This is a genomic window from Streptomyces sp. NBC_01723, assembly GCF_036246005.1.
Lineage (GTDB): Bacteria > Actinomycetota > Actinomycetes > Streptomycetales > Streptomycetaceae > Streptomyces.
In genome coordinates, this window is the sequence record NZ_CP109171.1 from 3,947,857 (window position 1) to 3,962,899 (window position 15,043).

A 15,043-nucleotide genomic window follows, 5' to 3' on the forward strand; every position below is an offset into this window, starting at 1 on the left:
AGACCCCCATGCACAACCGCCCCAAAGTGCCGACCACGTCACTGACCCGGGTCGCCCTGTCCTCCGGCCGCACCGTCGACCTGGCCGAACTGCACCTCACCCCGACCTACGGCACCCTGCTGGACGCCTACCCGTGCCGCCCCGTCAACGACCTGCGCATCAGGACCCTCCTCCACACCGCCGAGCGCATGTCCCCCACCACACCGGTACACCTGATCCCCCCACCCCGCGAGTACCCCGACCACTACGCGGGCCCCCACGGCCCCGTCGAGCTCCTCCCCCGAATCGCCTGCGTGGCCCGCCTCTCCTCCCCACCCCTGAACCCCACCAACGACCCCCTCCTCTACCACTCCACCCTCACCGTCCTCTGGTTCCAGCCCACCCCGCACATCCCGAACCCCCACGACACGACCCAGGCGTTACGGGACCTGGACTGGCTCAGCCTGGCCCGGGACCACGAGGTGCGACCGTGAGGAACACGCCAAGACCCCTCAGTGGCCGCCGGATCCGCGTGAACGCCGCTGTACGTTCTTCCGGACTCGCGGAGTGCGGGCCGCGAGCCCGAGCGTGCGAAGAGGTCGATCGTGGCTGATGAACGGCTTCGGGCCGAGTGGGTCCGCTGCTGGTACGAGCAGACGGACGCCGCACTCACGGAGATGGTGCAGTCGTTCCAGGCGCGCCACGGCTTTCCGCCCGACAATCAGCTCTGACCGCAGCCGCGGAAGCGTCGCAGGGGCCAAATCACGCGTGGGCAAGGATTCGGAGGAGTCGAATAGACACCCATCCGTACATGGCTCGCTTCACGGACGGCAGCCGTCACGACATGCCCCGGCTGCGCCCGATCGGCCGGGATCTCGCGGGCACCGGCGGCGCTCGGCCGGGCAGCGCACACGCCAACGGCCCCTGACCGCCGTGCCTGGTCAGGGGCCGTATCACTGCGGTGGGTGTGGGATTTGAACCCACGGTGACATCGCTGCCACGACGGTTTTCAAGACCGTTCCCTTAGGCCGCTCGGGCAACCCACCCCGCGCCGGTCGTGATCGTGGCGCGGGACCAGGGTAGCGGGTCGGTCCGGGGGTGTGGGTCAGTCGTCGCCCAGCTTGGAGCCGAGGGTGAGTTCGGTGGTCTGCTGCTTACCGCCGCGCTCGTACGTGACCGTGACCTCGTCGCCGGGCTTGTGGGTCCAGATCTCGCCGATCAGGGTCGGGCCGCTGTCGATCACCCGGTCGTCGAGCTTGGTGATGACGTCACCGGGCTTGAGGCCCGCGTCGGCCGCGGGGCCGCCCGCCTCGACGGGGTCGGAGCCGCCCACGCCCTGCTCGGTGAGCTTCGCGCCGTTCGTCGTCTCCTCCAGGGAGACCGAGGCGCCGATCTTCGCGTAGACCGGCTTGCCGGTCTTGATCAGCTGCTGGGCGACGAACTTCGCCTGGTTGACCGGGATCGCGAAGCCCAGGCCGATGGAGCCGGCCTGGCCGGTGCCGAAGCCGCCGTTGCTCGTGGACTGGATCGCGGAGTTGATCCCGATGACGTTGCCCTGGGCGTCCAGCAGCGGGCCGCCGGAGTTGCCCGGGTTGATCGACGCGTCGGTCTGGAGGGCGCTCATGTAGGACGCCTTGCTGTCCGCGCCGCCGTCGCTGGAGGCCACGGGGCGGTTCTTGGCGCTGATGATGCCCGTGGTCACCGTGTTGGACAGGCCGAAGGGGGCGCCGATGGCGATCGTCGAGTCGCCGACGGCCACCTTGTCGGAGTCGCCGAGGGGGAGCGGGTTCAGGTCGGACGGGGCGTTCTCCAGCTTGATGACCGCGACGTCGTAACCCTGCGCGTTGCCGACGACCTTCGCGTCGTACTTCTTGCCGTCGGGGAAGGTCGCGCTGAGCTTGCCCCCGTCGACCGCCTCCGCCACCACGTGGTTGTTGGTGACGATGTGACCCTGCTTGTCGAAGACGAAGCCGGTGCCGGTGCCGCCCTCACCGTTGCTTCCCTCGGCCTGGATGGTGACCGTGCTGGGGAGCGCCTTGTTGGACACACCGGCCACCGTGCCCGCCTCGCGCTTGACGGAGCCGCCGGTGTCGGACGCGGAGACGGTCGTGGAGCCGCTGTCGTCGTTGTTCTTGGCCAGGGTGTAGCCGAGGCCGCCGCCCAGACCGCCCGCGACCAGCGCCGCGACCAGGATTCCGGCGAGCACGCCGCCTCGGCCGCGGCCCGGCTTGGGCGCGGGGGGCTGCTGGTACGAGGCTCCCCAGCCGCCGCCTCCCGTACCGTCGCCCGAGCCTTGGCCGAAGCCATGCCCGCCGTGACCGCCGTGCCCGGCGTGGCCACCGTCGCCGCCGCCTCCGTACGAGGGGGTGCCGGGCGGCGGGGGCGGGGGCCAGGAGGCGTCGGGCGGCGTGTGGCCCTGGGGCGCTGCCGCGGCCGGTGCCTGGGCGGGCGGGGCGGCGGGCGGTGCCTGGGGAGTGGCGGCCGGGTCCTGGGGAGGGGGAGCCGAGGCCTGCTGCGGGGCAGGGGGCTGGGCGGAGGCAGCGGGAGCGTCCACCGGCACGGGGGGTGCGGACGGGGCCGGGGGTACCGCGGTGCCCTCGTTCTCGGTGCTCACAGCTTCTCTCCTAGTTCCACGGCAGTGTGTCGGTCACCCTGGTCGCGCTCAGCCACGCTCACGCGGTGGTCCACGGTCGGCGCGATGCGGATGTGCTGGCCTTTTTGTATGCCATCAGCTTTTCCCACGGGCCGTCAGAGCACCATAAGCGGTTGCTGTGCGTCCTGGACCGTCCCTTACATGGGGCATTCAAGACTAAACGGACGCGTTGTCGATTCGACCCGATGGCACGTCTACCCGCCCGCGGTGGCACCATGACGCGGTGACCCACGCACGCCAGCACCGGATTCAGGTCGTCGCCCACCGTGGAGCCTCCGAGGAGGCCCCCGAGCACACCCTGGCCGCCTACCGGAAGGCGATCGAGCACGGGGCGGACGCCCTCGAGTGCGATGTGCGCCTGACGGCGGACGGTCATCTCGTCTGTGTTCACGACTGGCGCGTCAACCGTACGTCGAACGGCCGGGGCGCGGTGTCCGCGCTGGAGCTCGCCGATCTGGCCGAGCTGGACTTCGGGGCCCGCCGGACCCGCGAGTTCTGGCGCACGCGCGACGAGCAGCCGGACTGGGAGCACCGGCCCGAGGACCGGGAGGACACCTCCGTCCTGACTCTGGAGCGGCTGCTCCAACTGGTGGCCGACGCCGGACGGCGGGTTGAGCTGGCGATCGAGACCAAGCACCCCACGCGGTGGGCGGGTCAGGTGGAGGAGCGGCTGCTGCTGCTCCTGAAGCGGTTCGGACTCGACTCCCCGGCCTCGGCCGCGGATTCCCCGGTGCGCGTGATGAGCTTCTCGGCCCGTTCGCTGCACCGGGTGCGGGCCGCCTCGCCGACGCTGCCGACGGTCTATCTGATGCAGTTCGTCTCACCCAGGCTGCGCGACGGGCGGCTGCCCGCGGGTGTCCGGATCGCGGGCCCCTCGATCCGGATCGTGCGCAACCACCCCGCCTACATCGAGCGCCTGAAGCGAGCCGGCCACCAGGTGCACGTCTGGACCGTGAACGACACCGACGACGTGGATCTCTGCGCTGACCTGGGCGTCGACGCCATCATCACCAACCGGCCGCGCGCGGTACTGGACCACCTCGGGCGCTGATCGGGCACCGATTCGTCCACAGGCCTTGACCGGGCGGCCCGTCTGCCGCATTCTCCGGTCTCGGCCACACCGACGAAATCCAGCCATGTGATTACAGGGAGTGCTCCGGCGCGTTCGGTGCGTGTTCGACCGTGTCGAATGCGTCACTGGGCGGGGACGGGCCGGTTTCCGGTTCAGGCCAGAGGGGCATCCACACCGTGGCGTGGGGCGAAGGAGGTCTCGGGGGTGGCGTTGGTGGTGGCACAGGAAGTGCCCACGTCGTCGAGCATGGCCGTTCCCCATGGCCCTGCGGGCGTGGGGAGAGCAAGGCACCGGATGCGCGAGCAACTGCGCAGCGACGGTGTGGCGGAACCGGTCATCGACGACGCCGTACTGGTCCTTTCCGAACTCTTGAGCAATGCGTGCAAGCACGGCCGTCCGCTGGGCGACGCCCTCGCCGGCGACGGCGACGTGCGCGCCGCTTGGCAGGTGGATCCGCGCGGCCGGCTGGTCGTGGAGGTCACGGACGGCGGCGGTCCGACCCGTCCGACGCCGGCGACCCCCTCGGTCACCGCGCACGGCGGCCGCGGGCTGAACATCATCACCGCGCTCGCCGACGACTGGGGCGTACGGGACGACGCGCGCGGCGAGGTCACGGTCTGGGTCGTCGTCCACGACGACGTGCACGACCCGGACGCCGGACATCGGCGCGACGACTTCGCCACCCGGATCGCGGCACCGGCGGTGTCGGAGATCCCCGGCCTGGACTTCGCGGACGCCGTCGAAGAGGCGGGCTGACCCCGCCGGCGCTGACCCCGCCGACTTCGGCACGGTGCCTCTCGCCCCTGCGAGGCACGGTGGCGCGGAAGCCCGGGGGCTCGGAGATGGTGGGCGCAGAGGCGGCGACCGGGACGCGGGCCGGGCCGACTCCCGTCGTCGGGCCTCGCAGGGGCCCCGGGCTTCGCGCAGCCGCCCGTCGCGATTCCCACCCAGGGCCATCCGGACCCATCCAGGCCCACCCCACCCCCTCCCACCCCCTGTCCACAGACGCCCCGTTGTCCACAGGTTCCCGTCGGTCCCCGCACGAACGGCTAGGCTCGCGCCGTACGAGATGAGCCGCCCACCGGGAGACACCCACGATGGCCAAGAAGCGACCCCAGACGAAGGCCAAGCGCCCACAGGCCACCGCCGGAGAGATCCCGGTCGTCGGTGCCCGCGAACCCTGCCCCTGCGGCAGCGGCCGCCGCTACAAGGCGTGCCACGGCCGAGCGGCCGCGCAGGCCACGACCGCGCTGGTGCACCGCCCCTTCGAGGGGCTGCCCGGCGAGTGCGACTGGGTGGCCCTGCGGGAGCTGGTCCCGGCGGCCACGGTGGAGCTGACCCTGCGGGACGGCCTGCCCGAGGGCGTCCCCTCCGTCACCCTGGCCACGGTGCTCCCGATGGCCTGGCCGGCCCTGCGCCGCGACGACGGCTCGGTCCTGCTCGGCCTGCAGAACGACACGGCTTCCGGCGACATCAGCCGCGACCTCGCCGACACCCTCCAGCAGGCGCTGGAGGCCGCGCCGGGCACCCCGGTGCAGGGCCGCCGCGCGCCGGCCGAGGGTCCCCGGCTGCAGGACCTGCTCGCACCCGAGGGTGCGTTCGAGCCGGAGGTGCACACGGGCTTCGAGTTCTGGGTGCCGGACCCGGAGAACGCCACGCCGGAGGTGACCGCCTCCCTGGAGCGGGCCAATGCCGCGGCCATCCCCACCGTCCGGCTGCAGAGCGTGGACGCCGCGTACTGGTGCGAGACGCCGGACAAGAACCACCTGCGCTGGGTCATGCCGCACGAGGAGGAGCGGCTTCTGGACGCTCTCGCGCGGCTGCACGCGGCCGGCCGGTCGTCGCTCGGCGAGGGCACCCGCCTCGTCGGCTCCTTCCGCGCCCACGGGCTCACCGTGCCGGTGTGGGACCTGCCGAGCGAGGTCACCGCGCAGGACATCGAGAAGCCCGCCGCCGAGTTCGGTGAGCGGCTCGCCGAGGCCCTGGCCGCGGACGCTCCGCTCACCCACGACGAGCGCCGGGCGCGCGGCGGCTTGACCAACCGGCAGGTGACCCTCAGCTGACGCGCAGCGCACGGGCCGGCCCGGCTGACCGACCGGTCAGCCGGAGCGCCCGCCGTGGAGTGGGTGACTCCGGTCACAACTCACGGCGCGGACAAGCCAGTCGGTGACCGGAAAACAGGAGATCGAATTTGCTAACAGCCGATCTCTTGTTACCGTTCGAGTAGCCCGGTTGCTGGTGCATCCCCCGTCGCCAGCAACCGGGTCTTTCCATGTCCCGGGTCGCGCACGCACCGCGACCGGCGCTCAACTCCCCGTTCCCGCAGGTGAGTTGCTTCTCCCGCGGTCGGGGTTGCCGACGAAGGCGTTGCTTCCCTTACTCCCGGCGCCCGCGTCATCCTGGCTCTCCGCGTCGCGTCCAGTGTCCCTGTTGCTGCCGGTGCGCAGCAGCAGTGGCCCGTACCCGGCCCGGCTCGCGAACTCCGCGACCGCGGTGTATCCGGCCAATCCGCCCCGAGTGCGTTCCCGGGGTGTCTCGCAGGTGCCCGGCGCGTCCTCGGCGTTCACGGCGCACCGCATCCGCAGGCTGCGCCCGTCGGGCCCCATGAGGCTCAGCACGGCTTCGAGCCGGTCACCGGTGGCGTTGCGGTAGTAGGTCCGCGCCCAGGTCTCCGGCCCCTGGGCCAGGACGCAGGTCTGCGCCTCGACGCCTTCGGGCGAGGTGAGTTCGGGCCCGCAGCGCACGGCCGTGGCCGGACCGGGCGGCAGCGGCGAACGGGGAGAGGCGGCCCCACTCGGCGCGGCGGCGCCGGCGGCGCCGTCGGACGTCTTGGAGTCACCGCCCTGCGAGAGGAGCCGGACGGTCGCGGGGGTGTCCGGCCCGGGCTCGGGCGGCGGCCCCGCGGACGCCACGGCGAACGGCAGCACCACCGCGCAGACCACGACGCCGGCGAGGCCGTACAGACGGACGCGCCGGCGGTCCGGCCCCCCGCGGCGCGGCCCGGCGCGGTGCAGGCCGTCGCGGCGCGGCGCGGCGGCACGGTGCTCCCCTGCATGAAGCGGCATGGTCCGGACGATAACGACGAAGGACGGACAGACCCTCCGTGCGCGCCGGAGACCCCTACAACTCGGGCGCGCTCACACCCGTACGAGTGAGGGCGTCGACGGCCGCGTCCACCACGGCCTCCACGTCGGGCACCCAGGGCGAGGCGGAGCCGGGCAGCGGTGCCCGCTCCCAGCGGACGGCGCCGCCTCCGGTCTCGGACGGCGGCAGCGCGAGATAGCCGCCGTCGCCGTGGAAACGCAGGGATCCGGGGACGAAGTCCTTGGCGTAGAGGAGCTCGCCCAGCTGCTCCATGGAGTAGGGCCGCACCAGCAGCGACCAGCGGGCGGGCGAGGCGACGACCGGGCCGACCCGCAGGCCGGCGCGGTCGAGGGCGGCGAGAGCATGGGCGGCCGGCAGGGCGGGCAGCGAGACCGCGCACGGGGCGCCGCCGCCGGTGGCCAGGACGATCGGCGCGGAAGGCCGGTTGCTCCACCACCAGCGCACCATGCGCGCGTCGGTGGTGGCCGCGAGGAGACCGGGGTCGAAGGGATGCGCGCCCGGCACCGTGCACTCGGGATCGGGGCAGCCGCAGCGGGTCCGCGCCTGCGGGTCCGCCGCCACGCCCGGGAGGACGGGCCACTGCCATTGCGTCGCGTAGGTCAGGGCCGCGCCGATCAGCTCAGGCCGCCCGTCGTCGTGCCGGGACAAGAGCCTGCGTCGCCTTCCGAGGATCTCGCGCATGAGCGCTCGTTCCTTTCCGTTGCACGCCTGGCAACACCGTGGTCACTCACACCATGTGTCGAGCATTCGCTGTGCGTAGCTTGGTTGGCGCATCACATCCGTGCCGCGGGACGACCCCCACACCAGGGCGCGCTCCCCCGAGCGACACCCTGCCGGGGAACACCACTGCCAAGGGCAGGGGAAACCCCTGTGGGTCGAGCACTGACTGCGTCCGTGACGGTTCCGTCCACACTGCGTCTGGCAAAAGCATGGGCGTGGCGCGGGGGTGGCGAAGTCTGGCGTTTGCCGTTCCGCGTATTTCTCTCCGCCTCCGCCACGGGAGGATGGGGCACGGTCGTCGGTGGATAGGACGCCCGGGTCCGTCGCCAGGTTCCGGGTGGCCCCCAACCACCCCCGGCCTTCTCCGAGTACGTACCCATCACGACCGCTGTGACGCTCCGTGAAGCACCCCCAGTCGACCGCAACAAGCCGTCCTCTGGGGCAGTTTCAAGCCAATCTAGCTTTTTCGCAAGAGTTCCGGAAGGAGGCCGCTCGCACCCCACGGACACCAGGAATCCCGGCAGGACAATGCTGGACATCCCCTTACGAGTGCGTGTACATGTGGAGACACTGCTAGCGGCGCAGAATGACATGGGGGTTTGCGATGCTTTTGAGCAGTAAGCGCCGGTCGGAAGGCCGGACACCATGAACGCCCCGCACCCTCCGAAAGTGGCCGGAATCGATTCAGCGGTCCCGTCCCCCGCACACACTGTCGCGCCCGCCGCTGCCCCGGCCGCCCCTCCGAACACCTCGGACGCCGCTGCCGCCGCTGCCGCCGACGACGACGCCCCCGGCAAAGGCTCCGCCCCGGGCCTCCTCCTCCAGGACCGGCTGGCCGGCTGGGTCTCGGACCTCACGACCCTGCACGAACTGACCGAACGCCTGGTCCGTACGGACACCCTCTCGGACGGCCTCCAGGAGTTGCTGCGTGCCGGTGCCGCCCTGGTGGGCGCCCGGCGCGGTCTCGTCACCCTGGAGCCGGCCGACGGACTCGGCCCGGACACCACCATCGGCCTCGGGCTGGCCCGTGCCGACCTCGGCCACATCGAGACCGTGCCCCGGACCTCCCTGTCCTACGGGCGGATCCTGGACGGGCTGCCGGTCGACGAGGACGGGTTCGCCGAGCCCGACCTGCTGGCCGAGAAGGGCCTCGACCCGCGCCACCGGGAGGTCGCCGCCCGTCTCGGCTACGCCGCCAGCTACGCGCTCCCGCTCTCCGCCGAGGGCACCGGACGCCTCGGCGCCGCCGCGTGGCTCTACGACGAACCCGCCGAACCGGACGAGCACCAGCGCCACCTGGCCGGCCTCTACGTCCGGTACGCCGCGCCCCACCTGACCCGCCTCCTGGAGGTCGAGCGCACGCGCGCGTGCATGGCGACGATGGCCGAGGAGCTGCTGCCCTCCCGCCTGCCGCGGGTGCCCGGCGTCCAGCTCGCCGCCCGGCACCGCACCGGCCCGCTCGGCGGCGGCGACTGGTACGACGCGCTGCCGCTGCCGGACGCCGCGCTCGGCCTCTCCGTCGGCTCCGTCACCGGGGCCGGGCCCAGCGCGGTCGCCGCGATGGGGCGGATGCGCGCCTCGCTGCGGGCGTACGCCGTGATGGAGGGCGAGGACCCGGTCGCCGTCCTGTCCGACCTGGAACTGCTGCTGCGCCTGACCGAGCCCGCCCGTTCGGCCACCGCGCTGTTCGGCTACTGCGAGCCCGCGCTGCGCCGGATCACCCTGGCCGGCGCCGGGCACAGCCCTCCGCTGCTGATCGGGGAACGGCGCACGGAGTTCGTCGAGACCTCCGTCTCGGCGCCGCTCGGCATGCTCGCCTGCTGGGAGGCGCCCAGCGTGGAGCTGCAGGCCGAAGCGGGAGAGACGGTTCTGCTGTACACGGACGGGCTGCTGCACCGCACGGGGGACCGGGCCGACCGCGCCTTCGCCCGGCTGCACGCGGCCGCCGCCGGTGTACCGAGGGCCGCGCGCCACGACCCGGACGCGGTCGCCGACCACGTCCTGCGCACCGTGCTGCCGGACGGGAAGGCCGACGCGGACTCCGAGGAGGACGTCGTCCTGCTGGCCGTACGGTTCGAATAACGGACGCCTACGCCTCGGAGACCACGGATAACGGACGGTAGCGACCCCCCGTAACAGGCCCTTCGCCCCTGGGCCCCCTTCCGTACGACCGTACGATGGGGGTGGTCCAGTGCCGTATCGAGGAGGATGACCGTGGCGGAGGAGCTCACCCAGGAGAACCCGGAGATCCCGGAGACCCCGGAGGCCGTGCTTGAGGACGCCGCTGACGCGGACGGCGACGAGCCGGTCAAGCAGCGCAAGAACGGCCTGTACCCGGGCGTGTCCGACGAGCTGGCCGAGAACATGAAGTCCGGCTGGGCCGACACGGAGCTGTACGACCTGGAGCCCATCGCCCAGGCCGCCGAGACCGCCACCCGCCGCGCCGCGCTGTCCGCCCGCTTCCCGGGTGAGCGCCTGGTGATCCCCGCGGGCAACCTGAAGACCCGGTCGAACGACACGGAGTACGCCTTCCGCGCCTCGGTCGAGTACGCGTACCTGACCGGGAACCAGACGGAGGACGGCGTCCTGGTCCTGGAGCCCAGGGGCGACGGCCACACCGCCACGATCTACCTCCTGCCCCGCTCCGACCGTGAGAACGGCGAGTTCTGGCTCAGCGGCCAGGGCGAGCTGTGGGTCGGCCGCCGCCACTCCCTCACCGAGGCCGGGAAGCTGTACGGCATCCCCGCCTCCGACGTCCGCGAGCTGCCGGACAGCCTGCGCGAGGCCACCGGCCCGGTGCGCGTCGTGCGCGGCCACGACGCCGGCATCGAGGCCGCCCTCACCGACAAGGTCACCGCGGAGCGCGACGAGGAACTGCGCGTCTTCCTCTCCGAGGCCCGCCTCGTCAAGGACGAGTTCGAGATCGGCGAGCTGCAGAAGGCCGTCGACTCCACCGTGCGCGGCTTCGAGGACGTCGTGAAGGTCCTCGACAAGGCGGAGGCGACCAGCGAGCGCTACATCGAGGGCACCTTCTTCCTCCGCGCGCGCGTGGAGGGCAACGACGTCGGCTACGGCTCCATCTGCGCCGCCGGCCCGCACGCCTGCACCCTGCACTGGGTCCGCAACGACGGCCCGGTCCGCTCCGGCGACCTGCTGCTGCTCGACGCCGGCGTGGAGACGCACACGTACTACACGGCGGACGTCACGCGCACGCTGCCGATCAACGGCCGCTACAGCGAGCTGCAGAAGAAGATCTACGACGCGGTGTACGACGCCCAGGAGGCCGGGATCGCGGCCGTGAAGCCGGGCGCCAAGTACCGCGACTTCCACGACGCGTCCCAGCGCGTGCTGGCCGAGCGGCTGGTCGAGTGGGGCCTGGTCGAGGGACCGGTCGAGCGGGTGCTGGAGCTGGGCCTGCAGCGCCGCTGGACGCTGCACGGCACCGGTCACATGCTCGGCATGGACGTGCACGACTGCGCCGCCGCGCGGGTGGAGTCCTACGTCGACGGCACCCTGGAGCCCGGCATGGTGCTCACCGTCGAGCCGGGTCTGTACTTCCAGGCCGACGACCTGACCGTGCCCGAGGAGTACCGGGGCATCGGCGTCCGCATCGAGGACGACATCCTCGTCACCGTGGACGGCAACCGGAACCTGTCCGCCGGGCTGCCGCGCCGGTCGGACGAGGTCGAGGAGTGGATGGCGGCGCTGAAGGGCTGACGCACGAACGACGGCCGGGCACCTTCGCGGTGCCCGGCCGTCGTCGTACGCCTCGTCGTGCCGTCGGGTCAGACCGCCACCAGCGGCGCGTCCTCCCGCCACTTGAGGATCTTGTCGAAGCTCACCACGGCGCCGTTACGCCCCGGCTCGTTGCCGAACTGGACGTGGTCCGCCAGTTCCCGGATGAGACACAGGCCGCGACCGCTCTCGGCGTCCGCGGAGACCGGGCGGCCCACACCCCCCGGCCGGCCCGGCGCGGCGGCGGGGAATCCGGGGCCGGTGTCGGAGACCTCGATGTGGCAGCGCTCGCCGTCCAGGTAGGCCGTGACCCGGTAGGCCTCCGTGGGGCCGCCCGCGCCGTCGTCCCCGCCGTGCTCGACGGCGTTGGCGCAGGCCTCGCTCAGGGCGACGGAGAGATCGAAGGAGATGTCGGGGTCGACGCCCGCGCTCTCCATGGTGCCGATCAGCAGGCGGCGGGCCAGGGGCACGCTCGCAGCCTCGCGCCGCAAATGGAGTGACCACCAGATGCTCATGCTCCAGCCTCCCGGCCGCGGCTCGACATACCGTTACGTATTGCCCCTCACACCCCGGTGTAAGCACGCCCGGGCCGTGACACCGCTCATCTGGCGGATGTGGCCCCGTCGTGCGCCGGTGTATGCGGCACGGCTCCCACCAGAGAGTGATCTTCCGGTTCACTTCGGGGCGTACCGCATCTTGTGGACCTGCCGTACGGCGCGAGGGGCGTCAGTGCGATGATGAGCCCGCCATGACTGCCCCCCACCCGCCAACGGCGCGCTCCGGGAACGATCTCCGGGTCCTGCGGGCCGCGGTGTTCGCCGCGGTCTGCGTCGTGCTGGCCGCGGCGGGGCACACCCTCGCCTCCTGCGCCACGGTTCCGCTGTGGTCGCTGGGGGCCGGATTCCTCGGGGCGGTCGTGGTCGCGGCGCCCCTCGCCGGCCGGCTGCGCTCGCTGCCCGGCATCGTGGCGCTGCTCACCGTCGGACAGACCGCGCTGCACGTCCTGTTCGGACTGGGCCAGCACGGCACCAGCGCGGTCACCGCATCCGGTACGGCCGCCGGGGCCGGAGCGACGGGCGGACTGTCCGACGCCTCTCTGGTCCAGCAGGCGGCACGGCTGGTCTGCGGGACCACGGCCGCGGCGATCAGCCCGGCCCAGGCCCAGCGGATCCTCGACGACGCCCGGGTCGCACCGGACGCCTCCGCCGTCGCCACGCACCATCCCGCCGACGCGCTGGCCGGCGCCGGCGACCCCGCCGCACTGCTGCCGTCCCTGCCGATGCTGCTCGGCCACGTCCTCGCGGCCCTGGCCGCCGGCTGGCTGCTGCGCCGCGGGGACCTGGCATTGGCCCGGCTCGTCGAACTGTCGGCGCACTCGGCGCACTCGGTGGCAGAGGGAGCGTTCGTACGCGCCCTGCGCGCGGCGCTCTCCCTGGTGCGCGCCCTGCACGCCGGGCTCGCCGGCGCCCCCGGTACGGGCCCGCGCCCGCCGCGTCCCGCCCTGCTGGCGCCGCCGCGGCCCCGTACCACCGCACTCCAGCACACGGTGATCAGGCGCGGCCCGCCGAGCGACGTGTTCGCCCTCGCCGCCTGACACGACACGTCCACCACCCCGCTTCCGCCCAGGGAGTACGGAGGGGGCCGTCGTCGTGCGGCACGCGCGCGTGCGCGCATCCCTCTCCTCACCCGTCACCGGTGCAGACACCGGTGCCCATTCGAAGCGGAGTGCTCCGTCCATGAAGGCTTTGAAGACTTCCCGTATCGCCGCCGCCTGCGCCGTCTCCGGCATCGCCGTCCTCGCCCTGTCCGCCCCCGCCTTCGCGCACGTCAGCGTGCAGCCGGAGGGAACGGCCGCCAAGGGCGGCTACGCGACCGTCAACTTCAAGGTCCCCAACGAACGGGACAACGCCTCCACCACCAAGCTGGAGATCAACTTCCCCGCCGAACACCCGCTGGCGTCCGTCATGCCGCAGCCGGTCCCCGGCTGGGAAGCGAAGGTCACCAAGTCCAAGCTGGACAAGCCGCTGGAGTCGCACGGCAAGCAGCTCACCGAAGTCGTCAGCAAGGTCACCTGGACCGCCGACGGTGAAGGCGTCAAGCCCGGTTACTTCCAGAAGTTCCCGCTCTCCATCGGCGCGCTGCCCGAGGACGCCGACGAGCTGGTGTTCAAGGCCATCCAGACGTACTCCAACAAGGAGGTCGTGCGCTGGATCGAGGTGCCGCAGGAGGGCCAGGAGGAGCCCGAGAACCCGGCGCCCGTGCTGGAGCTGGCCGCCGCCGAGGACGACGCCCACGGCGCGGCGGACTCGTCGGACGACAAGGCCGGGGACGACGCCGAAGCGGCCGCCAAGGACACCGCCGCCGAGGCCTCCGCGGACGGCGGCTCCGGTGACGGCAGCGACACCACCGCCCGGGTCCTGGGCGTCGTCGGCATCGTCGTCGGCGCGGCGGGCGTCGGCTACGGCGTGCTGGCGGGCCGCCGGCGCGACTCCGGCGCGTCGGCGTAACGACGCCCGCGCCGGTGCGTCGACGCCACCCCGTCGGCGCATCCTCACGTCCGGTGCGCGCCGTTCCGTCGGTCCGACGGCCCTCGGCGCGCACCGGTGCACCTCACATCTGGGACATTTTTCTATGCGCAAGAAGACGTTCGCCGCGGCGGCCCTGCTCGCCGCCGCCTCCCTGACGCTGTCCGCCTGCGGCAGCGGCGCCGACAGTGACAAGCCGGTCACCGTGGTCTCCGAGGACACCGCCCAGCAGGCCGCCACCGTCCTCGACAAACCCTTCGAGAAGCCCGATCTCGTCCTCACCGACACCCAGGGCAAGAAGTACGACTTCCGCGAGCAGACCGCCGGACGGCCCACGCTGGTCTACTTCGGCTACACGCACTGCCCCGACGTCTGCCCCCTGACCATGAACAACATCGCCGTGGCCAAGAAGCAGCTGTCGCAGGCCGAGCAGGACAAGCTCCGGGTCGTGTTCGTCAGCACCGACCCGGAACGGGACACCCCGGCCGCGCTGGGCGAGTGGCTCAAGGGCATCGACCCGCAGATCGTCGGCCTGACCGGCGACTTCGACACCATCCAGGCCGGCGCCCGCACTCTCGGCATCTCGATCGACCCGCCGACCAAGGACAAGAACGGCAAGATCGTCTCGACCCACGGCACCCAGGTCGTCGCCTTCTCCCCGAAGTCCGACGCGGGCTACGTCCTCTACGGCGAGGACGCCACGGTCGACGACTACACCAAGGACCTCCCCAAGCTCGTCAAGGGAGAGAACCCGTGAGCGGCCGCGGCACCCGCCCCGCCCTCGCCGCCCTCGCGGTGATCGGCACGCTGGCCCTCGCGGGCTGCGGCGACGCGGACTCCGGCGCCGCGGCCTCTGGTGCCTCCGGGGCCGAACTCTCGGTCGGCGCCGCCTACATACCGCAGCCGGTCTCCGCCTCGATGGCCGCCGGGTTCCTCACCATCACCAACGAGGGCGACTCGGACGACGAACTGACCTCGGTCACCAGCGGGGCCGGCGACGTCACCGTGCACGAGACCGTCGACGGGACGATGAAGGAGGTGGACCGCCTCAAGATCCCCGCACACGGTCAACTCGTGTTCAAGAGCGGCGGAAACCACCTGATGTTCGAGAAGCTGAAGCAGCAGCCGAAGCAGGGCCAGTCGGTCACCGTCGAACTGCACTTCGCCCAGTCCGACCCCGTCACGGTCAAGGTGCCCGTCAAGGCGGCCACCTACCAGCCCACCAACGAGCACTCCGCACACACCGGAAACTGA

At 72.3% G+C, this 15,043-nt stretch carries 15 protein-coding genes and 1 tRNA gene; 11 read left to right on the plus strand and 5 right to left on the minus strand.

Annotated features, from left to right (window positions below; translation table 11 throughout):
- The first annotated feature begins 8 nt into the window (after window positions 1-8).
- Both OIE75_RS18155 and OIE75_RS18160 read left to right on the plus strand, forming a co-directional pair.
- A complete protein-coding gene (locus OIE75_RS18155) occupies window positions 9-473 on the plus strand; it encodes a hypothetical protein (RefSeq protein WP_307013663.1) in 465 nt (154 codons plus the stop codon).
- 111 nt (window positions 474-584) lie between these two features.
- The gene (locus OIE75_RS18160) at window positions 585-710 is read left to right on the plus strand and encodes a hypothetical protein (RefSeq protein WP_329471481.1); all 126 of its coding nucleotides are present in this window, start codon (window positions 585-587) and stop codon (window positions 708-710) included.
- 228 nt (window positions 711-938) lie between these two features.
- Here the strand turns inward: OIE75_RS18160 and OIE75_RS18165 are convergent.
- Window positions 939-1,025: transfer RNA gene (locus OIE75_RS18165), tRNA-Ser, on the minus strand.
- Between the two features lie 59 nt (window positions 1,026-1,084).
- The gene (locus OIE75_RS18170; RefSeq protein ID WP_329471482.1) at window positions 1,085-2,593 is read right to left on the minus strand and encodes a S1C family serine protease; all 1,509 of its coding nucleotides are present in this window, start codon (window positions 2,591-2,593) and stop codon (window positions 1,085-1,087) included.
- A 262-nt stretch (window positions 2,594-2,855) separates the two neighbouring features.
- Between OIE75_RS18170 and OIE75_RS18175 the strand changes: the two genes are divergently transcribed.
- The 3 genes from OIE75_RS18175 (at window position 2,856) to OIE75_RS18185 (ending at window position 5,767) form a co-directional block, all read left to right on the plus strand.
- Complete coding sequence (locus OIE75_RS18175) at window positions 2,856-3,683, plus strand: glycerophosphodiester phosphodiesterase (protein ID WP_307013666.1); 828 nt, start codon at window positions 2,856-2,858, stop codon at window positions 3,681-3,683.
- Between the two features lie 138 nt (window positions 3,684-3,821).
- On the plus strand, window positions 3,822-4,460 hold the full coding sequence (locus OIE75_RS18180; RefSeq protein WP_329471483.1) for an ATP-binding protein: 639 nt from the start codon (window positions 3,822-3,824) through the stop codon (window positions 4,458-4,460).
- A gap of 341 nt (window positions 4,461-4,801) precedes the next feature.
- Window positions 4,802-5,767 carry a DUF5926 family protein gene (locus tag OIE75_RS18185; RefSeq protein ID WP_307013668.1) on the plus strand — a complete coding sequence of 322 codons (966 nt, stop codon included), beginning with the start codon at window positions 4,802-4,804 and terminating at the stop codon, window positions 5,765-5,767.
- A 243-nt stretch (window positions 5,768-6,010) separates the two neighbouring features.
- On the opposite strand, the gene OIE75_RS18190 is transcribed toward OIE75_RS18185, so the two are convergent.
- Both OIE75_RS18190 and OIE75_RS18195 read right to left on the minus strand, forming a co-directional pair.
- Entirely contained in the window at window positions 6,011-6,769 is a 759-nt protein-coding gene (locus OIE75_RS18190; protein WP_329471484.1) for a hypothetical protein, read from the minus strand.
- A 55-nt stretch (window positions 6,770-6,824) separates the two neighbouring features.
- Window positions 6,825-7,490, minus strand: coding sequence for a bifunctional DNA primase/polymerase (locus OIE75_RS18195; protein ID WP_307013670.1), 666 nt, complete (start codon window positions 7,488-7,490; stop codon window positions 6,825-6,827).
- 684 nt (window positions 7,491-8,174) lie between these two features.
- Between OIE75_RS18195 and OIE75_RS18200 the strand changes: the two genes are divergently transcribed.
- Both OIE75_RS18200 and OIE75_RS18205 read left to right on the plus strand, forming a co-directional pair.
- Window positions 8,175-9,611, plus strand: coding sequence for a PP2C family protein-serine/threonine phosphatase (locus OIE75_RS18200; protein WP_307013671.1), 1,437 nt, complete (start codon window positions 8,175-8,177; stop codon window positions 9,609-9,611).
- Window positions 9,612-9,743: 132 nt separating this feature from the next.
- On the plus strand, window positions 9,744-11,246 hold the full coding sequence (locus OIE75_RS18205) for an aminopeptidase P family protein (RefSeq protein WP_307013672.1): 1,503 nt from the start codon (window positions 9,744-9,746) through the stop codon (window positions 11,244-11,246).
- Between the two features lie 68 nt (window positions 11,247-11,314).
- On the opposite strand, the gene OIE75_RS18210 is transcribed toward OIE75_RS18205, so the two are convergent.
- A complete protein-coding gene (locus OIE75_RS18210) occupies window positions 11,315-11,779 on the minus strand; it encodes an ATP-binding protein (RefSeq protein ID WP_307013673.1) in 465 nt (154 codons plus the stop codon).
- Window positions 11,780-12,012: 233 nt separating this feature from the next.
- On the opposite strand from OIE75_RS18210, the gene OIE75_RS18215 reads away from it, so the two are divergent.
- The 4 genes from OIE75_RS18215 to OIE75_RS18230 all read left to right on the plus strand — a co-directional run bounded on the left by OIE75_RS18215 (window position 12,013) and on the right by OIE75_RS18230 (window position 15,043).
- Entirely contained in the window at window positions 12,013-12,858 is an 846-nt protein-coding gene (locus OIE75_RS18215; protein WP_307013674.1) for a hypothetical protein, read from the plus strand.
- Between the two features lie 151 nt (window positions 12,859-13,009).
- Window positions 13,010-13,771, plus strand: a complete 762-nt coding sequence (locus tag OIE75_RS18220) for a YcnI family copper-binding membrane protein (protein WP_307018011.1) — start codon at window positions 13,010-13,012, stop codon at window positions 13,769-13,771.
- Window positions 13,772-13,895: 124 nt separating this feature from the next.
- Entirely contained in the window at window positions 13,896-14,546 is a 651-nt protein-coding gene (locus tag OIE75_RS18225) for an SCO family protein (protein ID WP_307013675.1), read from the plus strand.
- Window positions 14,543-15,043: a copper chaperone PCu(A)C gene (locus OIE75_RS18230; protein ID WP_329471485.1), complete on the plus strand. Its 501-nt coding sequence runs from the start codon at window positions 14,543-14,545 to the stop codon at window positions 15,041-15,043. The genes OIE75_RS18225 and OIE75_RS18230 overlap by 4 nt, the downstream gene beginning before the upstream one ends.